At 72.8% G+C, this 20,559-nt stretch carries 19 protein-coding genes; 5 read left to right on the top strand and 14 right to left on the bottom strand.

Annotated features, from left to right (window positions below; all coding sequences use genetic code 11):
• Window positions 1-21: 21 nt before the first annotated feature.
• The 8 genes from pafA to AC1DYZ_RS12645 all read right to left on the bottom strand — a co-directional run bounded on the left by pafA (window position 22) and on the right by AC1DYZ_RS12645 (window position 8,903).
• Entirely contained in the window at window positions 22-1,383 is a 1,362-nt protein-coding gene (gene pafA, locus AC1DYZ_RS12610; RefSeq protein WP_477065537.1) for a Pup--protein ligase, read from the bottom strand.
• Window positions 1,384-1,415: 32 nt separating this feature from the next.
• On the bottom strand, window positions 1,416-2,117 hold the full coding sequence (gene prcA, locus AC1DYZ_RS12615; RefSeq protein WP_477065538.1) for a proteasome subunit alpha: 702 nt from the start codon (window positions 2,115-2,117) through the stop codon (window positions 1,416-1,418).
• Window positions 2,114-2,947, bottom strand: coding sequence for a proteasome subunit beta (prcB, locus tag AC1DYZ_RS12620; protein ID WP_477065539.1), 834 nt, complete (start codon window positions 2,945-2,947; stop codon window positions 2,114-2,116). The genes prcA and prcB overlap by 4 nt, the downstream gene beginning before the upstream one ends.
• A gap of 6 nt (window positions 2,948-2,953) precedes the next feature.
• Complete coding sequence (locus tag AC1DYZ_RS12625) at window positions 2,954-3,151, bottom strand: ubiquitin-like protein Pup (protein ID WP_456824390.1); 198 nt, start codon at window positions 3,149-3,151, stop codon at window positions 2,954-2,956.
• Between the two features lie 129 nt (window positions 3,152-3,280).
• Entirely contained in the window at window positions 3,281-4,888 is a 1,608-nt protein-coding gene (gene dop / locus AC1DYZ_RS12630) for a depupylase/deamidase Dop (protein ID WP_477065540.1), read from the bottom strand.
• 48 nt (window positions 4,889-4,936) lie between these two features.
• The gene (gene arc / locus AC1DYZ_RS12635) at window positions 4,937-6,571 is read right to left on the bottom strand and encodes a proteasome ATPase (protein ID WP_477065541.1); all 1,635 of its coding nucleotides are present in this window, start codon (window positions 6,569-6,571) and stop codon (window positions 4,937-4,939) included.
• 158 nt (window positions 6,572-6,729) lie between these two features.
• On the bottom strand, window positions 6,730-7,758 hold the full coding sequence (locus AC1DYZ_RS12640) for a tRNA (adenine-N1)-methyltransferase (RefSeq protein ID WP_477065542.1): 1,029 nt from the start codon (window positions 7,756-7,758) through the stop codon (window positions 6,730-6,732).
• An 11-nt stretch (window positions 7,759-7,769) separates the two neighbouring features.
• Entirely contained in the window at window positions 7,770-8,903 is a 1,134-nt protein-coding gene (locus tag AC1DYZ_RS12645) for a site-2 protease family protein (protein WP_477065543.1), read from the bottom strand.
• Window positions 8,904-9,055: 152 nt separating this feature from the next.
• Here AC1DYZ_RS12645 and AC1DYZ_RS12650 point away from each other — a divergent pair, with 152 nt between their 5' ends.
• Window positions 9,056-9,925, top strand: coding sequence for a RecB family exonuclease (locus AC1DYZ_RS12650; RefSeq protein ID WP_477065628.1), 870 nt, complete (start codon window positions 9,056-9,058; stop codon window positions 9,923-9,925).
• A 4-nt stretch (window positions 9,926-9,929) separates the two neighbouring features.
• On the opposite strand, the gene AC1DYZ_RS12655 is transcribed toward AC1DYZ_RS12650, so the two are convergent.
• Complete coding sequence (locus AC1DYZ_RS12655; RefSeq protein ID WP_477065544.1) at window positions 9,930-10,622, bottom strand: HAD family hydrolase; 693 nt, start codon at window positions 10,620-10,622, stop codon at window positions 9,930-9,932.
• 94 nt (window positions 10,623-10,716) lie between these two features.
• On the opposite strand from AC1DYZ_RS12655, the gene AC1DYZ_RS12660 reads away from it, so the two are divergent.
• Window positions 10,717-11,574, top strand: a complete 858-nt coding sequence (locus AC1DYZ_RS12660) for a PAC2 family protein (protein WP_477065545.1) — start codon at window positions 10,717-10,719, stop codon at window positions 11,572-11,574.
• Between the two features lie 517 nt (window positions 11,575-12,091).
• On the opposite strand, the gene mshC is transcribed toward AC1DYZ_RS12660, so the two are convergent.
• On the bottom strand, window positions 12,092-13,357 hold the full coding sequence (gene mshC / locus AC1DYZ_RS12665; protein WP_477065546.1) for a cysteine--1-D-myo-inosityl 2-amino-2-deoxy-alpha-D-glucopyranoside ligase: 1,266 nt from the start codon (window positions 13,355-13,357) through the stop codon (window positions 12,092-12,094).
• 56 nt (window positions 13,358-13,413) lie between these two features.
• Here mshC and AC1DYZ_RS12670 point away from each other — a divergent pair, with 56 nt between their 5' ends.
• On the top strand, window positions 13,414-14,421 hold the full coding sequence (locus AC1DYZ_RS12670) for a CorA family divalent cation transporter (RefSeq protein WP_477065547.1): 1,008 nt from the start codon (window positions 13,414-13,416) through the stop codon (window positions 14,419-14,421).
• 3 nt (window positions 14,422-14,424) lie between these two features.
• On the opposite strand, the gene AC1DYZ_RS12675 is transcribed toward AC1DYZ_RS12670, so the two are convergent.
• The gene (locus tag AC1DYZ_RS12675; protein WP_477065629.1) at window positions 14,425-15,312 is read right to left on the bottom strand and encodes an undecaprenyl-diphosphate phosphatase; all 888 of its coding nucleotides are present in this window, start codon (window positions 15,310-15,312) and stop codon (window positions 14,425-14,427) included.
• 78 nt (window positions 15,313-15,390) lie between these two features.
• Here AC1DYZ_RS12675 and AC1DYZ_RS12680 point away from each other — a divergent pair, with 78 nt between their 5' ends.
• On the top strand, window positions 15,391-16,350 hold the full coding sequence (locus tag AC1DYZ_RS12680; RefSeq protein WP_477065548.1) for an aldo/keto reductase: 960 nt from the start codon (window positions 15,391-15,393) through the stop codon (window positions 16,348-16,350).
• Here AC1DYZ_RS12680 and AC1DYZ_RS12685 read toward each other — a convergent pair.
• Entirely contained in the window at window positions 16,347-16,634 is a 288-nt protein-coding gene (locus tag AC1DYZ_RS12685) for a primosomal protein (RefSeq protein ID WP_456824380.1), read from the bottom strand. The genes AC1DYZ_RS12680 and AC1DYZ_RS12685 overlap by 4 nt on opposite strands.
• A gap of 124 nt (window positions 16,635-16,758) precedes the next feature.
• Here AC1DYZ_RS12685 and AC1DYZ_RS12690 point away from each other — a divergent pair, with 124 nt between their 5' ends.
• Entirely contained in the window at window positions 16,759-17,013 is a 255-nt protein-coding gene (locus AC1DYZ_RS12690) for a DUF5703 family protein (protein ID WP_456824379.1), read from the top strand.
• 31 nt (window positions 17,014-17,044) lie between these two features.
• Here AC1DYZ_RS12690 and AC1DYZ_RS12695 read toward each other — a convergent pair whose 3' ends face one another.
• Entirely contained in the window at window positions 17,045-18,394 is a 1,350-nt protein-coding gene (locus AC1DYZ_RS12695) for a M20/M25/M40 family metallo-hydrolase (RefSeq protein WP_477065549.1), read from the bottom strand.
• 43 nt (window positions 18,395-18,437) lie between these two features.
• Window positions 18,438-20,528, bottom strand: a complete 2,091-nt coding sequence (locus AC1DYZ_RS12700; RefSeq protein ID WP_477065550.1) for a M3 family metallopeptidase — start codon at window positions 20,526-20,528, stop codon at window positions 18,438-18,440.
• Window positions 20,529-20,559: the final 31 nt, after the last annotated feature.

The raw sequence follows: 20,559 nt of genomic DNA on the forward strand, positions 1-20,559 counted from the left end.
GGCTGGACTGCCCGCTCGGCGCTACATCGACTCGATGAGCCGGTCCACCCGCTCGTCGATGCTGCGGAACGGGTCCTTGCACAGCACGGTGCGCTGGGCCTGGTCGTTGAGCTTGAGGTGCACCCAGTCGACGGTGTAGTCGCGCCGAGCGTCCTGCGCCGCGCGCACGAAGTCGCCCCGCAGCTTGGCCCGGGTGGTCTGCGGCGGCACGGCGGTCGCCTCGAAGATCTCCAGGTCCGTGGTCACCCGCTCCACCATCCCCTTGGCGGCGAGCAGGTTATAGAGCCCCTCGGTGCGGGAGATGTCGTGGTACGCCAGGTCCAGGCGCTGCACCCGGACGTCGGACAGGTCGAGGTCGTGCTTGGCGCGGTACCGCTCGATGAGCTTGTACTTGATGACCCAGTCCAGCTCGCGGTCCACCAGCGAGAGGTCGCCGGTGCGGAGCGCCCGCAGCCCGCGCTCCCACAGGTCCAGCACCTGCTTGTTCTCCGGGCTCGGGCCGCCCTCCGACGCCAGGAAGTCCGTGACCCGCGTGAGGTACTCCTCCTGCAGGTCGATCGCGGTGACCGTCCGACCGTTCGCCATGGTGACGGGGTGCATGCCCGTGATGTCGTGGCTGATCTCGCGGATCGCCCGGATCGGGTTCTCCAGCGCCATCTCCCGCATGGGGATGCCGGCCTCGATCATGCGCAGCAGCAGGTCCGTCGTGCCGACCTTGAGCATCGTGGTCGTCTCGGACATCGACGAGTCGCCCACGATCACGTGCAGGCGCCGGTAGTGCTCGGCGTCGGCGTGCGGCTCGTCGCGCGTGTTGATGATCGGCCGGGAGCGGGTGGTCGCGCTCGAGACCGCCTCCCAGATGTGGTCGGCGCGCTGCGACAGGCAGTACACGGCCCCGCGCGGCGTCGTGAGCACCTTGCCCGCGCCGGTGAGGATCTGGCGCGTGATGAGGAACGGCACGAGCACGTCGGACAGCCGCGAGAAGTCGCCCTGCCGGCGCACCAGGTAGTTCTCGTGGCAGCCGTAGGAGTTGCCGGCCGAGTCGGTGTTGTTCTTGAACAGGTGGATCTTGCCGGGCAGGCCCTCGTGCTCGAGGCGCTGCTGGGCGTCCGCCACCAGCCCTTCGAGGATGCGCTCGCCGGCCCGGTCGTGGGTGACCAGCTGGCGCACGTCGTCGCACTCCGCGGTCGCGTACTCGGGGTGCGAGCCGACGTCGAGGTACAGCCGGGACCCGTTGCGCAGGAACACGTTGGAGGAGCGGCCCCAGGCGACCACCTTGCGGAACAGGTACCGCGCGACCTCGTCGGCGGACAGTCCGCGACCGTCCTGCGCGGCGCAGGTCACGCCGTACTCCGTCTCCAGGCCGAAGATCCGTCTGTCCATCGCCGTGCTCCTTCCGTCGCTCGTGCGCTCACTCAGTCCGCGTCGAGCAGGTCCTCCAGCAACGCACCGGCGAGCCGGCGGAACGTCCTTCGCGGGCGGGTCCGGTCGAGCACCGCGACCTCGAGCTGCGTCGCCGGGATCGCCCGCAGCTCGCCGCCGTCCTCCGCTGGTGCACCCAGAGTCCGCACCGCCAGCGCCAGCACCTCGGGCAGCGTCAGGCCGGGCCGCCAGTCGGTCGCCAGCAGCCCGCCGAGGCGCTCCGCCTGCCCGCCCATGACGACGTAGCCGTGCTCGTCGGTCACCGAGCCGTCGTACGCCAGCCGGTAGATCTGGTCGCCCGCGGCGGCCCGACCCACTTCGGCGACGACGATCTCGACCTCGAGGGGCTTCGACTCGGTGGTGAACGAGGTGCCCAGCGTCTGGGCGTAGGCGTTGGCCAGCCCGCGCGCCGTGACGTCCTCGCGGTCGTAGGAGTAGCCGCGCAGGTCGGCGTAGCGCACGCCGGCCACCCGCAGGTTCTCGAACTCGTTGTACTTGCCGACGGCTGCGAAGCCGATCCGGTCGTAGATCTCGGAGATCTTGTGCAGCGCGCGCGACGCGTTCTCGGTGGCGAACGCGATGCCGTCGTCGTACTGCAGGACCACGACCGAGCGACCGCGGGCGATGCCCTTGCGCGCGTAGTCCGCCCGGTCCTTCATCAGCTGCTCGGGCGAGACGTAGAACGGCATGCTCATCGCGCGCCCCCGCGTCCCTCGTGGGTGCGTCGGCGTTCCTGCTCGACCTGCTCCGCGACAGCGGCGAGATCGAGGTCGGCCACGCGCAGGTAGCCCGACTCGGTGACGGTCGCGACGACCGGCCAGATGCCCCGGGTGTGGTCGGGCCCGCCGGTCGCCGAGTCGTCGTCCGCCGCGTCGACCAGCGCCTCGACTGCCACCCGCACCGCGCCCGCGGCGTCGAGGCCCGGCCGCCAGAGCTTCTTCAGGGAGCCGCGCGCGAACACCGACCCGGAGCCGACCGCGTGGTGGTCGTGCTCCTCGTACCGGCCACCCGTGACGTCGTAGGAGAAGATCCGGCCGACGCGCCGGTCGAGGTCGAAGCCGCCGAACAGCGGCACCACGGCCAGCCCCTGCATCGCGAGCCCGAGGTTGCCGCGGATCATCGTCGCCAGCCGGTTGGCCTTGCCGTCGAGCGACAGCAGGCTGCCCTCGATCTTCTCGTAGTGCTCGAGCTCGAGCTGGAACAGGCGGACCAGCTCGACCGCGAGGCCTGCGGTGCCGGCGATGCCGACCGCGGAGTACTCGTCGGCCGGGAAGACCTTCTCGATCTCGCGGCTCGCGATCATCGAGCCCATGGTCGCCCGGCGGTCGCCGGCCATGACGATCCCGCCCTCGAACGCAAGGGCCAGGATCGTGGTGCCGTGCGGCGCCAGGACGTCGCCGCCGGGCCGGTTACCCGGCAGGAGCTGCGGGGCGTGGCTGGACAGGAAGTCCACGAACGACGACGATCCCGGCGTCGTGAACGCGTGCGGCAGCCGCCCGGAGGCGGACAGGTCGTGAGAACTCATCGGCGCTCACTGACCGCCCTTCTGCACGAATCCGCGCACGAACTGCTCGGCGTTGGACTCGAGGACGTCGTCGATCTCGTCGAGGAGCGCGTCGACCTCGGCGTCCCGGGCCTGAGCGCTCGGTGCCGCCGGGGCCGGGGTGTCGGGGCCGTCATCCGGCTCGGCGTCCTCGCGGCGCGGGCGAACGTGTTCCTGACCAGCCATGGTGACCTCCCCGGAGTGCCGACGACGTGCTGACGCCCACCCTAGGCCCATCTTCCGACGCTCCCGGTCCCCCCGCCCACGGTGCGGACGGAACTCCCCCACCGAACCGCGGCAGCCGGGCGCCGGGCGTCACGCGCCCAGCGCCTCCAGCAGCGACGCGGCATCGGGGCTGCGGTCCAGCAGGCCCCCGACGTGCGCGTACGTCCCGCGCAGCGGGTCGCGCATCGGGACCCGCTGGAGCGTCGCGGCACCCGGCACGTCGAACACGACCGAGTCCCAGCTCGCCGCGGAGATCTCGCCGCCGTACCGCGCGACGGCCTCGCCGCGGAAGTAGGCCCGGGTGTCCCGCGGCGGGTGCAGGACGGCCTCGGCCACCTGCTCGGCGCTCACCAGCAGCTCGACCGCGTCCGCCTGGACCAGCCGGTGGTACAGGCCGCGCTCGGGCCGCACGTCGGACCACTGCAGGTCCATCGCGGCGAGGCGCGGGTGGTCCCACGCGAGCCGGTCACGGCGCCGCATGCCCTCGAGCAGCCGGAGCTTGGCCAGCCACTCGACCTCGCGCGCGCACGACGCCGGGTCGGTCCCCAACCGGTCGAGGACCGACGCCCACCGATCGAGGACGTCCGTCGTCTGCGCGTCCGGCTCGTCACCCACGTGTGCCAGCGCGCCCCGCACCGCGTCGAGGTACTCCCGCTGGACCTCCAGGGCCGTGAGCCGGCGCCCGTCGGCGAGCTCGAGCCTCGTGGTCAGCGTCAGGTCGTGGCTCACCAGGTGGACCGCCTGCACCGGGTCGCGCAGGACGAGGCGGTCGATCGCGGCGAGCGCGCCGCCGGCACCGCCGTCGGCGACCGCCCGCTCGATCAGCCAGAGCACCAGGGACGTGGTGCCGAGCCGCAGGTACGTGGCCACCTCGAGCATCGTCGCGTCGCCGATGATGACGTGCAGCCGCCGCCAGCGGTCCGGGTCCGCGTGCGGCTCGTCGCGGGTGTTGATGATCGGCCGGCGCAGCGTCGTCTCGAGACCCACCTCGGCCTCCATGTAGTCCGCGCGCTGGGACAGCTGGAACCCGGGCTCCTCGCCGCGCTGCCCGAGCCCCACCCGACCCGCACCGGTGAACACCTGACGGGTCACGAAGAACGGGATCAGCCGCGCCGCGAGGTCGTTGAAGGGGACCGCCCGGTCGACCAGGTAGTTCTCGTGCATGCCGTAGGTGGCGCCCTTGCCGTCCACGTTGTTCTTGTAGAGCGCGACGTCCGGGAGGGCCGCGGTGGATGCCAGCGCACGGACCGACGCGAGCATCACGCGCTCCCCCGCCCGGTCCCAGCGCACCGCGTCGAGCGGGTTGGTGACCTCGGGCGACGAGTACTCCGGGTGCGCGTGGTCGACGTACAGGCGGGCGCCGTTGGTGAGGATGACGTTGGCCGCGCCGGGATCCTCGTACTCCTCGGCAGTGGCCCTCGGCAGGGCCTGCGGCCCGTCACCGGACGGCGCCGGCACGGCGGGGTCGTCCGTCAGCAGCGACGGGTGGGCGGACGCGCGCTGCAGGTGGAAGCCCCGGGCGTCGTGCAGCGGGTCCTCGTCGTCGTAGTCCCACCGGGCCTTGGTGCGCGCACCCTCGCGGGCCGCGGCGTGCACGGCGACCACGTGGCTCGACAGGAGCATCGGGTTGGCCAGCGGGCGTCCGGGCTGGAGGATCCCGTACTCGGTCTCGATCCCCATCACGCGGCGCACGGTCACGTGACCACCCTAGGGTCCCGTGACCGTGCCCGAGCGCGCGCGCCCTGCCTAGAGATACTGACCGGTGCTCGTGACGTTCTCGATGGTGCGCGAGCCCTCCGCGCCCTTCTTGCCCTGCACGATCGTGCGGATGAAGACGATGCGCTCGCCCTTCTTGCCGGAGATGCGCGCCCAGTCGTCCGGGTTGGTCGTGTTCGGCAGGTCCTCGTTCTCGCGGAACTCGTCGACGCACGCGGTGAGCAGGTGGTCCACGCGGATGCCGCGCTGGCCGCTGCTGAGGAAGTCCTTGATCGCCGACTTCTTCGCGCGGTCGACGACGTTCTGGATCATCGCCCCCGAGTTGAAGTCCTTGAAGAAGAGGACCTCCTTGTCACCGCTGGCGTACGTGACCTCGAGGAAACGGTTCTCGTCGCTCTCGGTGTACATGCGCTCGACGACGCGGGTGATCATCGCCTCGACCGCGGCGCTCGCCGACCCGCCGTGCTCCGCGATGTCGTCGGGGTGGATGGGCAGCGTCGGCACGAGGTACTTGCCGAAGATCTCGCGTGCACCCTCGGCGTCGGGGCGCTCGATCTTGATCTTCACGTCGAGCCGACCGGGCCGCAGGATCGCGGGGTCGATCATGTCCTCGCGGTTGGAGGCGCCGATGACGATGACGTTCTCGAGCCGCTCGACGCCGTCGATCTCGCTGAGCAGCTGCGGCACGATCGTCGTCTCGACGTCGCTGGAGACGCCCGTGCCGCGGGTCCGGAACAGCGACTCCATCTCGTCGAAGAAGACGACGACCGGGTGCCCTTGCGACGCCTTCTCGCGCGCCCGGGCGAAGATCAGCCGGATGTGCCGCTCGGTCTCGCCCACGTACTTGTTGAGCAGCTCCGGGCCCTTGACGTTGAGGAAGAAGCTCTTGGTGTCCGCGGTGCTCTCGCCGCGCGCGGCCGCCGCGGTCGCCGCCAGCGAGTGCGCCACCGCCTTGGCGATGAGCGTCTTGCCGCACCCGGGCGGACCGTAGAGCAGCACGCCCTTCGGCGGCTTGAGCCCGTGCTCGAGGAACAGCTCGGGGTGCAGGAAGGGCAGCTCGACCGCGTCGCGGATGGCCTCGATCTGCGGCCCGAGGCCACCGATGTCGGCGTAGTCGATGTCCGGCACCTCTTCGAGCACCAGCTCCTCGACCTCGGCGCGCGGGATCACCTCGAACACGAAGCCGCTGCGCGAGTCGATGGTCAGGGCGTCGCCGATGCGCACGTGCGCGTCCCTGACCTGCCCGGCGAAGCGCACGACGCGCTCCTCGTCGCCGCGGCCGACCACGAGCGCGCGGTCCGCGCCGAGCAGCTCCTTGACGGTGACCAGCTCGCCGACCTCTTCGTACCCGCCGGCCTCGACGACCGTGAGGGCCTCGTTGAGCATGACCTCCTGGCCGGGGCGCAAGGTCGACACGTCGAGCGAGGGGCTGGACCCGACGTGCATCTTGCGGCCCGACGACACGATGTCCACCGTGCCGTCCGCGCGCGAGCCGAGGAACGTGGCGTACGTGCCGGGCGGCTTGGCCAGGTCGTCCACCTGGCGCTTGAGGTCGATGATCTGCTCGCGGGCCGCGACGAGCGCGTCACTGAGGCGCTCGTTCTTCGCGGCCAGCACGGCCAGCTCTCGGTGCAGGTCCCGCCCAGGGGCAGCCGGATCGGTCATCTCGTCGGCCTCCGTTCCGCGTCGTGCGTGGTCGTCACTCCGTTCCCACCGTGCACCGCGCTGTGCCTGCTGGTCCGACGACCCTAACCACCAGTGTCAACCGTCGACGCACGACGCGCGCGGACCGGCTCAGATGCTGACCACGCGTGCGCTCCGGCTCAGGACTCCAGGGGCGGGTTCGTCGCAGGGGCCTGGCCGACGTCGCGGCGCGCGCGGCGTAGCTTCTTGTCCGAGACCAGTCGCTCCCCCATCGCCTCGGGCGACCAGAGCTCGGCGTCGTCCACGGCGGGGGCACCGTCGGGAGCCACCGGGTAGGCGCCCTTCGCGGGCCGACGGCGGCGCTGCGGGGCGTCGACCCCGTCCGCGAGCCGGCGCGTGGTGAGCAGGAAGCCGGTGTGCCCGATCATCCGGTGCTGCGGGCGCACGGCCAGCCCCTCGAGGTGCCAGCCGCGCACCATCGACTCCCACGCCTCGGGCTCGGTGTACCGACCGTCGGTCCGGATGTCCTCGGCCAGCCGCGACAGCTGTGTCGTCGTCGCGACGTAGGAGATGAAGACACCGCCGGGCGCGAGGGCGTCGGCCACCGCGTCCAGGTTCTCCCACGGCGCCAGCATGTCCAGCACGACGCGGTCGACGCTGCCGGGCTCGGCCACCGTCGGCAGGACGTCGGACAAGTCGCCGACGGACAGCTCCCACGCCGGGTGCGGGCCGCCGAAGAAGCCCTCGACGTTGCCGCGCGCGATCGCCGCAAAGTCCTCGCGCCGCTCGATGGAGTGCAGGGACCCGCCGTCGCCGACGGCGCGCAGGAGCGACATGGTGAGCGCGCCCGAACCGACGCCGGCCTCGATCACCCGGGCACCCGGGTAGATGTCGGCCATCGCCACGATCTGGCCCGAGTCCTTGGGGTACACGACGGCCGCGCCGCGCGGCATCGACAGCACGTAGTCGGCGAGCAGCGGACGCACGGCGAGGTACTCGATGCCGGAGGTGTTGCGCACGACGGAGCCCTCCGGCTGGCCGAGCAGCAGGTCGTGGCTCAGGTAGCCGCGGTGCGTGTGGAACGAGGCTCCCTCGGCCAGAGTGATCGTGTGCAGCCGGCCGCGCGGGTCGGTGAGCTGCACGCGGTCGCCCGCGCGGAAGAGGCCGCGACGCTGCGCGGCCCCGGTGGACGTCTGGTCGGGGTTCACGGTCCCCGAGTCTAGGAGCGGATGGCGGCGACGACGTCCATCGCCCGAACCAGGCCGACCACCCGACCGTCCACCACCGCCGCCACGACCGGCGAGTGCTCGGTCGCCCGACCGACGGCCGCGACGAGCGCCTGCCCGACGAGCGTGCCGTCCACGACGGCGCCGACCGGCAGCGGGACCGCCACGGCGGTGACCGGCGTGGTGCCGGCGACGTCGGCGGGGACCGAGGCCGCGGCCACGCGGTCGACGTAGGCGGCCGGTCGGCCGTCCGGCGAGAGGATCACGACCTCGTCGGCCCCCGCCGCCGCCGCCAGGGCACCCGCGTGCGCGATGGACTCGGTGTGCCCGACGCCGACCGCGCGCCGCCCGACGGTGGCCAACGTCAGCTGGCCGACGGCCTTCTGCGAGCGCCCCCCTCGCACGGCGGCGGACGCACCCGACCAGAGGAACGCCCCGATGAGGGCGGCCCACACCACGTCGAAGATGTCCGGCTGGCGCCCCTGCATGAGCGGCAGCAGCAGCGCCCAGGCGAAGACGGCGACCGCGACGAGGCGCCCGACCCATCCTGCCGCGACGGTGCCCGTGTGCCGGTTCTTGGTCACGGCCCACACGGCCGCCTCGAGCAGGTAGCCGCCGTCGAGCGGCAGACCGGGGATGAGGTTGAAGAACCCGACGAACGCGTTGGTCAGACAGCCGGACCACAGGAGCAGCCCGACCAGGCTCACCGAGTCCACGGGCCGGGCCAGCGCGAAGAACCCCGCCGCGAGCAGCAGGTTCGCGATCGGTCCGACGACCGCGATCAGCGCGCTGCTGGCCGGCGTCGGTGTCGCGCCGCCGAAGGCGGTGTGGCCGCCCCAGAGCGTCAGGACGAACTCGCGGGGCTGCTGCCCCCGCGCGCGTGCCATCAGCCCGTGCGCGAGCTCGTGCACCAGGACGGAGGCGAACAGCAGGACGACGAAGCCGAGCGCGACCACGTAGACCAGCGCGCCGAGGTTCTCGGAACGGGCCCGCACGCTCGGCGCGAAGATCAGCGTCAGCACGACCGCGGCGATCAGCCAGCTCGGGGCCAGGATGATGGGCGCACCGACCGCCCGGCCGATCACCCAGCCGGAGGATCGCCGGGCCGGGGGTCGGGTGTCGCTCACCGGCCCAGCGTAGGTCTCCGTCCGTGGGTCGATGACCGGTCGTGTCGGCGGCGGCGCCTACGCTCGACCACGTGACAGTGCAGCACCTCGACCAGGACATCCCCGACGCCCCCGCCAACCCCGGGGCGAGCGCCGACGACGCCGTCGAGGAGCTGGTCGAGGTCGCCGTCGAGCAGGCCGCGACGGAGCGCCCGCCGTCGCGTCCCGGGCTGTCCCCGTCGCGCGCCAACGACTTCCTGCAGTGCCCGCAGCTGTTCCGGTTCCGCGTCATCGACCGCCTGCCAGAGCCGCCCAGCTCGGCCGCCGCCCGCGGCACGCTCGTGCACGCCGTGCTGGAGCACCTCTTCGACCTCCCGGCCGCCGAGCGCACCCTCGCCGCGGCCCACGCGCTCCTGCCCGACCAGTGGGCCACGCTCCTCGAGCGCAACCCGGACGTCGCCGAGCTGTTCGCGCAGCCCGCGGACCTCGCCGAGTGGCTGACCAGCGCCGAGGCGCTGCTCGCCACGTACTTCACGCTCGAGGACCCCACCCGCATCGAGCCCCGGGAGCGCGAGCTCATGGTGTCGACGGAGCTCGAGGAGGGCGGCCCCCAGCTGCGCGGCATCGTGGACCGCGTCGACGTCGCCCCCAACGGCTGGGTCCGGGTGGTCGACTACAAGACCGGCCGGTCCCCGCGCGCCGGCTTCGAGAGCTCGGCCCTGTTCCAGATGCGCTTCTACGCCTACGTCATCTGGCGCACGCGCGGCGTGCTGCCCAAGCGTCTGCAGCTCGAGTACCTCGGCGACGGCGTCGTGCTCACGCACGAGCCGACCGAGCCGGAGATGGCCACCATCGAGGCCCGGGTCCGGTCCATCTGGGCGGGCATCGAGGACGCGGCCCGGACGGGTGACTGGCGTCCGCGGACGTCCAAGCTGTGCGACTGGTGCTCGTTCAAGGCGCTCTGCCCCGCGTTCGGCGGCACGCCGCCGGAGATCCCCGCGGGTGCGGTCGAACGGTCGATCGGCGTCGTCCCGGCCGCCTGAGCGGTCAGCTCGCGCGGCGCAGGTCCAGCACGTCGCCACGACCGATCCGGGCGAGGTCGGCCAGCGTGAGGTCCGCCAGCGACGCGACGCGGCTCAGCCCCGGCCGCGCCGTGACCGCCTGCATCACCTCGACCGCGACCACCCGGGCGCCCGACGCGACGGCCGAGGCGATCCCCGAGTGGGAGTCCTCGACGGCCACGCAGTCGGCGATGTCGACGCCGAGCCGCTGGGCGGCCACGAGGTACGGCTCGGGGTCGGGCTTGGGGCGCGTCACCTCGTCGCCGCTGATCACCACGTCGAAGAGCCCGACCGCGGCCGCGAACGGCTCGGCCAGCGTGCGGAACGAGGACGTCACCAGCGCCATCGGCACACGCGCGCCGTGCAGCGCGGCGAGGATCTCCTGCGCGCCCTCCTGCCACGGGATCCCGGCGGCGACCCCCGCCGCGACCCGCGTGTTGAGGAAGTCGGCGATCTCCTCGTCCGGGAGGTCGACGCCGCGACCACGCAGCGCCTCGGCCGCCACATGCATCGGGTTGCCCACCATAGCCAGGCCGTCCTGCCGCGACCACAGGCCACCGTGCGCCTCGACCAGCTCGGTCTCGGCGGCCATCCAGTACGGCTCGGTGTCGATCAGCGTGCCGTCCATGTCCCACAGGACGGCGGTCGGCACGGCGAGGTCGGTGAAGGTGCGGGGCATCGGTCCATCGTACGAGCCGGCTGCGGCGTGCCTCCGACGCGCTCGAAGCGGTGCCGTGCGGGGAAGGCGTTGCCCCGCGCAATACGCTGAGGCGATGAGTGAGACCCCACCGGCCGACCTCCCCGCCCGCGAGACCGTGCTGCTCGCTGCGTTCGAGGGGTGGAACGACGCCGGGTCGGCCGCCACCCAGGCGCTGGAGCACCTGCACGAGGTGTGGGACGCCGAGCAGGTGGACGAGCTCGACCCCGAGGAGTACCACGACTTCCAGGTCAACCGCCCCGTCGTCGGGCCCGGCCCGGACGGTCGCCGCGAGATCACGTGGCCGACGACCGCCGTCGCGGTGGCCACCGCTCCGATCAGCGGTCGCCGCGTGGTTCTCGTGCACGGCATCGAGCCGTCCATGCGCTGGCGCCGGTACTGCACCGAGCTGCTCGACATCGCCGCCGGCCTCGGCGTCGACGCGGTGGTCACGGTCGGCGCGCTCCTGGCCGACGTGCCGCACACGCGGCCGATCCCGGTGAACGCGACGAGCGAGGACGCGGACGTCCGCGACATCTTCGGGCTCGAGCCCAACACCTACGAAGGTCCGACGGGGATCGTCGGCGTCCTCCAGCACGAGGCCGCCGCGCGTGGTTTGCGGGCGATGTCGCTCTGGGCGGCCGTGCCCCACTACGTCGCGCACCCGCCGTCCCCCAAGGCGACGCTGGCGATCCTGCACCGGATCGAGCAGCTGCTGGGCGAGCCCGTCCCCCTGGGCGAGCTGCCCGACGACTCCGCCGCCTGGCAGCACGGCGTCGACGAGCTCGCCGCCGAGGACTCGGAGATCGGCGAGTACGTGCACCAGCTCGAGGAGGCCAAGGACACGGCCGACCTGCCCGAGGCCAGCGGCGAGGCGATCGCGCAGGAGTTCGAGCGCTACCTGCGCCGCCGCGACAAGGGCACCGGCGGCTGACCCAGCCAACGTCCGAGCAAACGTGGCCCCGGACCTCCATCCGCTCGGACGTGCTCCCGCCCATCCGGCCAACGTCCGAGCAAACGTGGCCCCTGACCTCCCTCTGCTCGGACGTCCAGGCCTACCCCGGCCAACGTCCGAGCAAACGTGGCCCCTGACCTCCATCCGCTCGGACGTCCTCCCGCCTGCCCGGCCAACGTCCGAGCAACGGCGGCCCCCAGCCTCCCTCTGCTCGGACGTCCGCAGATTTGGTCGCCTGGACGCTCGAACGTGCGGACGCAAGCAACAGCGCTCGCCGACGTCCGCAGATTCGGTCGCCGGGACGACCGGATGTGCGGACGTAAGCGGCGCTTGCTCGGACGTCCGCAGATGAGGTCGTCCCGACGCTCGAATCCGCGGACGCACGCGGTGAGTGCTCGCTGACGTCCGCGGAATCGAGCGCCTGGGCGACGGGATGTGCGGACGTCAGGGAGCGACGGCTGCCGGCGAGCGGCCGGTCCGGCGCGCCCCGCGTCGGCTACAGGCGGATGCCCAGGAGGGCGTCGAGCAGGCGGCCGATGATGCCCGGGGCGCCCTCGACGGGGTCGGCGGTGCCGGCCAGCGCCAGGTCCGCCCACGCGTCGATCGCGGCGAGCGCCGCGGGGGTGTCGAGATCGGTGGCGAGGGCCGCGCGCACGGCTGCGAGGGTGCTGTCGGCGTCGGGTCCGCCGTTGCCGGACACCGAGCGCCGCCAGTGCTCGAGCCGCTCCTGGGCCGCGACCAGCCCGTCGTCGGTCCAGTCCCAGTCGTCGCGGTAGCGGTGGGCCAGGATGGCCAGCCGGATGGCCATGGGGTCGACGCCCTGCTCCCGGAGTCGCGAGACCAGCACGAGGTTGCCGCGGGACTTGCTCATCTTGTGGCCGTCGAGACCGACCATGCCGGTGTGCAGGTGCACGCGCGCGCCGTGCCCGGAGTCGAGCAGGCGGGCGTGCKACGTGCTCATCTCGTGGTGCGGGAACAACAGGTCCGAGCCGCCACCCTCGACGTCGAACGGCAGGCCGAGGGCGTCGCGGGCGATGACCGCGCACTCGATGTGCCATCCGGGCCGGCCGCGGCCGAGCGAACCGCCGTCCCAGGCCGGCTCCCCCGCGCGCTCCCGGCGCCACAAGAGCGGGTCAAGCGGCGCCCTCTTGCCGGGCCGGTCGGGGTCACCGCCGCGCTCGCTCGACAGCGCGCGCATCGTGTCGTCGTCCAGCCCCGCGACAGCGCCGAAGTCGACGTCCGCGGTGAGGTCGGCGTACACGTCGCCCAGTCCGTCGTCGGATCCGTCGAGCGCCTCGGGCGTCGGCACGCGGTACGCGGCGCCGGCGGCCAGCAGGACCTCGACGGCGTCGACGACGGACGGGATGACCTCGACCACGCCGGAGTAGACGTCGGGCGGGACGACCGCCAGGGCGGTCATGTCCTCGGCGTACAGCGCGGTCTGCTCGGCGGCCAGGTCGCGCCAGTCGACGCCGGTCGCGGCGGCGCGCTCGAGCAGCGGGTCGTCGACGTCGGTGACGTTCGAGGCGTACCGCACGCGGTAACCGGCGTCGCGCCACGCGCGCCCGAGCACGTCGAACGCGATGTACGTGGCGGCGTGACCCAGGTGGGTGGCGTCGTACGGGGTGATGCCGCAGACGTACAGCGTGGCGTCCGGTCCGGCCGCGGCGACGACCATCCGGTCGGTCGAGGAGTCGCGCACCTGGACCGGGAGGCCACGTCCGGGGATCTGCGGGATGTAGGGGGTCGGCCAGGTGAGCACGGCGGAAGCCTAACGGCGTCCCGGCATCTGACAGCGCCGAGGTCCACAATGCCGGGGTGAGTACCGAGCCCCTGACCCAGCCGGACGAACGAGTGTGCGTGCAGACGTCGGACGGCGGCTGGGAGCGCGCCGAGCCCGGTGCGAGGAGCCGACGGGCGCGCTGGGTGATCGTCTCGATGGACGACCTGCCAGACGCGGCGCGACGGCACGGCATCAGCGAGCACGCGATCGCGCTGCTCGAGCACCGCATCCCGGGCGCCCACCCGCCGGCCCCGAACCACGCCCAGCGTGCCCGGCTCGACCGCTCGCCGGACGGGGAGCTCATCCTCACCACGCCGACGCTGTCCTACGTCGAGGCCACGCACGACGTGCACACGGGGGCGCTGACCAGCGTCGTCGGCAAGGACGTCGTCCTCATGGCCGAGCTGGGCGACGCGGGAGTCCTCGACCGCGCCATCGCCAAGCTGACCGGCGGGTTCCCGGTGCCCGACGAGGGCGTCCACCAGGTCGTCGCCGCCGTGGTCCTCACCCTCGTCGCGGAGGCCTCAGACGTCGAGATAGGCCTGGGCGACGCCGTCGCGGACGCCGAGCGCCTCGTGTTCTCCACCGCGCGGCACGACAACCCGCTCGAGATGATCTACGACCTCAAGCGCGAGATCGCCGAGGCACGCCGCGCCCTCAGCCCGGTCACCTCGGTGCTGCCCGAGCTGATCGCCGAGGCCGAGGAGGCGCCGGGCCAGCGCCAGTCCCAGCCCTGGTTGCGCCGGGCGGAGGCCTGGGTGGACCGGTTGGACAAGCACCTCGACGGCTACGACGACCTGCTCAGCGACATGCTCTCGGTGCACTTGTCGCAGGTGTCGGTGCGGCAGAACGAGGACGTCCGCAAGATCTCGTCGTGGGCGGCGATCGCCGCGGCGCCGACCCTCGTCGCCAGCATCTACGGCATGAACTTCGAGCACATGCCCGAGCTCGACTGGACCTACGGGTACCCGCTCGCCATCCTCGCGATGGGCGCCATCTGCGTCACGCTCTACCGGCTGTTCCGCCGCTCGGGCTGGCTGTGACGGCTACGTGGTCGGCGCGCTGTTCGCGTCGAGCACGCCCGTGAGCAGCAGGATCACCACGAGTGCGGCGAGCCCGAGCCGGTAGTACACGAACGGCTTGTAGCTGAAGGTCGAGACGATCTTCAGGAAGACGATGATGACCAGGTAGCCGACGACGAACGCCACGAGCGTCGCGACGAGCGTCGGGAAGAACCCGGGCGTGCCGCCCTTCCCGAAGTCGTCGACGCTCTTGGCCAGCTGGAACAGGCCGGAGCCGAACACGGCCGGGATCGCCAGCAGGAACGAGTACCGCGCGGCCGCCTCGCGGGTGTAGCCCATGAGGAGCCCGCCGGTGATCGTGCCGCCCGACCGGGAAACGCCGGGGATCAGCGCGAGCGCTTGCCAGAAGCCGAACTGGACGGCGTGCCGCCCCGTCAGCTCGGTGAGCTCGCGCTGCTTGGCCCCGCGCTTGTCGGCCCAGCCGAGCACCAGGCCGAACCCGGCCAGCGTCAGGGCGATGAGCCAGAGGTTGCGGAACGTCTGCTCGATCGCGTCCTGGAACGCCAGGCCGAGGATCACGATCGGCAGCGAGCCCAGCACGATGAACCACGCCATGAGCGCGTCGTGGTCGGAGGGCTGCCCGGCCGGCATGCCCGCGCGGGACCGCCAGTCGGACCCGGGGTCGCCGCGCAGCGCGCGCCACCAGGCGGAGGCGATCCGCGCGATGTCGCGGCGGAAGTACAGGATCACCGCGGTCTCGGTGCCCAGCTGGGTGATGGCGGTGAACGCCGCGCCGGGGTCGGTGGACCCGATGAGCTCGCCGACGATGCGCAGGTGCGCGCTCGACGAGACCGGGAGGAACTCGGTCAACCCCTGCACGAGCCCCAAGAGGATCGCTTCACCCAGTCCCATGGCGTCTGTCACGACGGGAACGATAGCCGGGGTGCGTTGCCGCAGATGACAGGCGGCTGCCGATTAGTGTTGCGCCTCATGGAACAGCGCCACCTGGGCCGCACCGGCTTGCGGGTCTCCCGGCTCGGGCTCGGCACCATGACCTGGAGCCGCGACACCGACGAGCACGACGCGACCGAGCAGCTGCGCGACTTCACCGACGCCGGCGGCACGCTGATCGACACCTCCGCCTCCTACGCCGACGGCGGCGCCGAGGAGCTCCTGGGCGAGCTCCTCGACGACGTGGTCCCGCGCGACGAGGTCGTGCTCTGCACCAAGGCCGGGATCCGCCGCACCAGCTCGGGCGGCGTGGTCGACGCGTCCCGCGGCGGGCTGCTCGCCTCGCTCGACGGCTCGCTGCGCCGCCTGCGCACCGACCACGTCGACCTCTGGCTCGTCCAGACCCCCGACCCCCGGACCCCGCTCGACGAGACGGTCTCCGCCCTGCGCCTCGCGGTGACCAGCGGGCGCGCCCGCTACGTCGGCCTGTCCAACCACGCCGGCTGGCAGGTGGCTCGCGCGGCGAGCCTGCTCGAGGGCGAGGTCGGGCTCACGGCGGTCGAGGCGGAGTACTCGCTGCTGCAGCGCGGGATCGAGCGCGAGGTGGTGCCCGCGGCCGTCGCCCTGGGTGTCGGCGTGCTGGCGTGGTCACCGCTGGGTCGGGGCGTGCTCACCGGCAAGTACCGCCGCACCATCCCCGCGGACTCGCGGGCCGCCTCGCCGCACCTCGCGGGCTTCGTCGAGCCCTACCTCGCGCGGGCGTCGGCGACGATCGTCGAGGCGGTCGCGACGGCTGCCGACGGCCTCGAGCGCACCCCGCTGGAGGTCGCGCTCGCGTGGGTGCAGAGCCGCGGCGTCGCCTCGGCGATCGTCGGGGCCAGGACGGCCGTGCAGCTGCGGGCGTCGATCGCGGCCCAGGACCTGGTGCTGCCCGACGAGCTGCGCAAGGCGCTCGACGAGGTCAGCGCCCCGAGCCTCGGGTACCCCGAGCGGTTCTAACGAGTGGCCTCGTCAGCGAGGTCGTCGACGTCCGCGTCGTCGTAGTCCTCGTCGTCCTCGTCGTCCTCGTCCTCGTCGTCGTCCTCCTCGGCGAGGTAGAACGGCGTGGCCTCGCCGTGCACGGTGCCCAGTGCGTCGTCGTACACCTCGAACGCGTCCGCCAGGATGTCGTAGGCGTCGTCGACCGCCGGGTCGTCCTCGCCGTGCGGCGCGGCGACGGCGGTGTAGTGGGCCTCGAGGGCTGCGATCAGGCGGTCCAGCGCGGCACGCGGGTCGACGGTCATGCGACGACCGTAGCCTCCCGCGAGGCACAATGGCAGCGCGTAAGGTTCTTCGGCACTGGGGCTATAAGTCAGCATCGGAACAGCATCGGGACGTAGGCGCGGACCGCGCGGGACGGGGTGGTCGATGGCAGACGGACAGACGAGGACGAAGCGGCCTGACTGGGTCGCGCAGGGCGGTCAGTACGAGTACCGCGTGCTCCGGATCCCGGCAACGACCTCGCGCAACGACGCCCGCCGGATGCTGACCGAGCAGGCGGAGCTGGGCCGCTGGGAGCTGTCTCGGACGCTGCTGTTCGCGGGCGGCGAGCGGAAGGTCTGGCTGCGGCGCAAGGTCATCCGCGTGCGCAGCACGCTCGCGGAGACGTCCTTCCCCGACTGACCCGGAGGACCGACAGCCCGGACCCGGCCGGTCAGCAGGTGCGCAGGAGGCGGTCCAGGACGCGGGTGCCGAAGCGCAGGGCGTCGGTGGGCACGCGCTCGTCGACGCCGTGGAACATGCCGGCGAAGTCGAGGTCGGCGGGCAGCCGCAACGGGGCGAACCCGTAGCCGCGGATGCCGAGGCGCGACAGCGACTTGTTGTCCGTGCCGCCGGACAGCGTGTACGGCAGCACGGTCGCGTCGGGGTCCTCGACCACGAGCGCCTCGACCATGCGGTCGACGAGGTCACCCGAGAACGGCACCTCGAGCGCGGTGTCGTGGTGCAGCCGCTCGATCCGCACGTGCTCGCCCGCGAGGTCGGCGACGGTGCGCGCGAACTCGTCCTCGAGCCCCGGCAGGAACCGGCCGTCGACGGTCGCCTCTGCGCCGCCCGGGATGACGTTCGCCTTGTAGCCCGCGGCGAGCTGCGTCGGGTTGGTGGTGTTGCGCAGCGTGGCGCCGACGAACTTCGACGCCGGCCCGAGCGCGGCGACCAGGCGGTCGACGGCCTCCGGGTCCTCCGGGTCGAACGGGAGGCCCGTGAGCTGGGCGACGCCCTCGAGCAGCGCGCGCACGGTGGGCGTCAGCTGCAGGGGCCAGGCGTGCCGGCCGAGCCGGGCGACGGCCTCGGCCAGGTGGGTGACCGCGTTGTCGGTGTTCACCTGGCTGCCGTGGCCCGCGCGGCCGTCGGCCACGAGCCGCATCCACGACAGGCCCTTCTCGGCCGTCTGGAGCAGGTACGCGCGCCGCCCGTCCACGTCGACGGAGAACCCGCCGACCTCGCTGATCGCCTCGGTCGCGCCCTCGAAGAGCTCCGGCCGGTGGTCGACCGCCCAGCGCGCCCCGAGCGTCCCGCCGGCCTCCTCGTCGGCGAACATGGCGACGACCACGTCCCGCGCCGGCTTGCGACCCTCGCGGGCCATCTGCCGGACGACGGACAGGATCATCGCGTCCATGTCCTTCATGTCGACGGCGCCACGGCCCCAGACCAGGCCGTCGAGCTCCTCGGCGCCGAACGGGTCCACCGACCAGTCGTCGGCGCGCGCGGGCACCACGTCGAGGTGCCCGTGCAGCACGAGTGCCGGGCGGGTCTGGTCCTCGCCCTCCAGCCGCACGACGACGCTGGCCCGGCCCGGCGTGCTCTCGAACAGCTCCGGGTCCAGCCCGACCTCCGTGAGAAGGCCCATGACGTGCTCGGCCGCCGCGCGCTCCCCCGGTCCGGAGTCGTCGCCGTAGTTCGACGTGTCGATCCGGATGAGGTCGCGACAGATCTGCACGACCTCGTCCTGCGCGGTCAGGGAGCTGCTGGCGGGCGTGCCGGAGGCCGGGTGCGTGACGGGCATGCCGTCCACCGTACCGGCCCCCGGCACGTGCTCACCGGCGCGTTCAGGCCGGGTCCGAGGCCGCCCCGAGCAGGCCGCGGCGCGCCAGCAGCGGGTCGATCAGCGGGTCCCGGCCGCGCAGGTCGCGGAACGCCTGCATCGGGTCGAGCGAACCGCCGCGCGACAGCAGCCGCGCCCGGAACGTGTCGCCGTTGGTCCGCAGCAGGCCACCGTTCTCGCGGAACCACTCGACCGTGTCGGCGTCGAGCACCTCGGACCAGATGTACGAGTAGTACCCGGCCGAGTAGCCGCCGCCGAACACGTGGTTGAAGTAGGTGGTCCGGTACCGCGGAGGCACCGGCGCATAGGCCACGCCAGCGCGCTCGAGCGCGGCGGCCTCGAACGGCTCGACGTCCTCGACGTCCGTCGGGACCTCGTCGGGCGCGAGCCGGTACCAGGCCTGGTCGAGAAGCGCCGCGGCCAGGTACTCCGTCGTCGCGAAGCCCTCGCCGTCCTGCCGCGCGGCGAGCAGCGTGTCCACCCACTCGGTGGGCATCGGCTCGCCCGTCTCGTGGTGCAGCGCGAACGCGCGGACGATCGACGGGTCCCACGCCCACATCTCGTTGACCTGCGACGGGTACTCGACGAAGTCGCGCGGCACCTCGGTGCCGGACTGCGACGGCCAGCGCACGGCCGAGAACAGGCCGTGCAACGCGTGCCCGAACTCGTGGAACAGCGTGATGACCTCGTCCCACGTGAGCAGCGTGGGCTCGCCCTCGGGCGGCTTCGGGATGTTGAGGTTGTTGACGACGACCGGTCGTTCGTCGAGCAGCGTCGACTGGTCCACGAGGTTGTTCATCCAGGCGCCGCCCCGCTTGGACTCGCGGGTCCACCAGTCGCCGAGGAAGAGGCCGAGGCCGGCGCCGTCCTCGTCGAAGACCTCGAAGACGCGCACGTCCGGGTGGTAGCCCACGAGGTCGTGGCGCTCGGCGAACGTGATCCCGTACAGCGCGGTGGCCGCCCGGAACACGCCGTCCGCGAGCACGCGCTCGAGCTCGAGGTAGGGCCGCAGCAGCGCGTCGTCGAGCGAGCGCCGCTCCTTCTTGACCTGCTCCGCGTAGAACGACCAGTCCCACGGCTCCAGCGTGGCTCCGGGGTGGTCGCGGTCGAGCGCCTCGGCGAGGTCCGTGCCCTCGGTCCGCGCGTTGGCGACGGCGACCGGCGCGAGCCGCTCGAGGATGTCGGCGACGGCCTCGGCGGTCTTCGCGGTCGCGTCCGCCGCGATGTAGGCGGCGTGGTGCGGGTACCCCAGCAGCCGGGCGCGCTCGGCGCGCTTGCGGGCCAGACCCAGCAGGGCCGGGCGCGTGTCGTGCGGGCCGCCCGCGCCGCGCCCGGCCGACGCCCGGAAGACGCGCTCGCGCACGGCACGGTTGCGCAGGACAGCCAGCGGCGGCTGCTGGGTGGGCAGCACGAGCTCGAGGAACCACCCCTGCTCGTGACCGCGGTCGCGGGCCGCCTTCGCCGCGGCGGCGCGGGCGTCCTCGGCCAGGCCGTCGAGGTCGCTCTCGTCGGTGATCAGCACGCCCGCCGCGTTCGTCGCCGCCAGCAGGTCGCGGCCGAACGCGGTCTCGAGGCTCATGATCTCGCCGTTCAGCGCGCGCAGCCGGTCCTGCGCCGTCCCGTCGAGACCCACGCCCGCGCGCACGAACTGCGTGTGCGTCCGGTGCAGCAGCCACGCGGTGTCGGGCTCGAGCTCGAGCGCGCCCGAGTCGACGTCCGCCTGCAGCGTCGCGACGCGTGCGAACAGCCGGGCGTCCAGGTAGATCGCGTCGGTGTGGGCCGCGAACAGGGGCGCGATCTCCTCCTCGACGGCCTCGAGTCCGGGCGTGGAGTCCGCGCTGGACTGGTTGTAGAAGCTGGTCGCGGCCCGGTGGAGCAGCCGGCCGGAGCGCTCGAGCGCCTCGAGCGTGTTCTCGACGGTCGGCGCGTCCGGGTCGGTCGCGATCGCCTCGATCTCGGTCCGCTGCTGGGCCATGCCGGCGAGCAGGGCCGGGCGGTAGTGCTCCTCCCGGATCCGGCTGTGGTCGGGCAGGCCGTACGGGAGGGTGGACGGCACGCCGAAGGGGTTGTCGGCGGCGAGGTCGCTCGGATTCATGGCGGACATCATCGCCGACCGGTGGGCCCGC

The organism is Cellulomonas sp. P1_C4 (assembly GCF_056406355.1).

Bases quoted from the DNA above. Each gene is read 5' to 3' on its own strand.
- pafA (WP_477065537.1), bottom strand. From the start codon at position 1,383: ATGGACAGACGGATCTTCGGCCTGGAGACGGAGTACGGCGTGACCTGC.
- prcA (WP_477065538.1), bottom strand. From the start codon at position 2,117: ATGAGCATGCCGTTCTACGTCTCGCCCGAGCAGCTGATGAAGGACCGG.
- prcB (WP_477065539.1), bottom strand. From the start codon at position 2,947: ATGAGTTCTCACGACCTGTCCGCCTCCGGGCGGCTGCCGCACGCGTTC.
- AC1DYZ_RS12625 (WP_456824390.1), bottom strand. From the start codon at position 3,151: ATGGCTGGTCAGGAACACGTTCGCCCGCGCCGCGAGGACGCCGAGCCG.
- arc (WP_477065541.1), bottom strand. From the start codon at position 6,571: ATGACCGATCCGGCTGCCCCTGGGCGGGACCTGCACCGAGAGCTGGCC.
- AC1DYZ_RS12655 (WP_477065544.1), bottom strand. From the start codon at position 10,622: ATGCCCCGCACCTTCACCGACCTCGCCGTGCCGACCGCCGTCCTGTGG.
- AC1DYZ_RS12660 (WP_477065545.1), top strand. From the start codon at position 10,717: ATGAGTGAGACCCCACCGGCCGACCTCCCCGCCCGCGAGACCGTGCTG.
- AC1DYZ_RS12675 (WP_477065629.1), bottom strand. From the start codon at position 15,312: ATGGGACTGGGTGAAGCGATCCTCTTGGGGCTCGTGCAGGGGTTGACC.
- AC1DYZ_RS12680 (WP_477065548.1), top strand. From the start codon at position 15,391: ATGGAACAGCGCCACCTGGGCCGCACCGGCTTGCGGGTCTCCCGGCTC.
- AC1DYZ_RS12685 (WP_456824380.1), bottom strand. From the start codon at position 16,634: ATGACCGTCGACCCGCGTGCCGCGCTGGACCGCCTGATCGCAGCCCTC.
- AC1DYZ_RS12690 (WP_456824379.1), top strand. From the start codon at position 16,759: ATGGCAGACGGACAGACGAGGACGAAGCGGCCTGACTGGGTCGCGCAG.
- AC1DYZ_RS12695 (WP_477065549.1), bottom strand. From the start codon at position 18,394: ATGCCCGTCACGCACCCGGCCTCCGGCACGCCCGCCAGCAGCTCCCTG.
- AC1DYZ_RS12700 (WP_477065550.1), bottom strand. From the start codon at position 20,528: ATGAATCCGAGCGACCTCGCCGCCGACAACCCCTTCGGCGTGCCGTCC.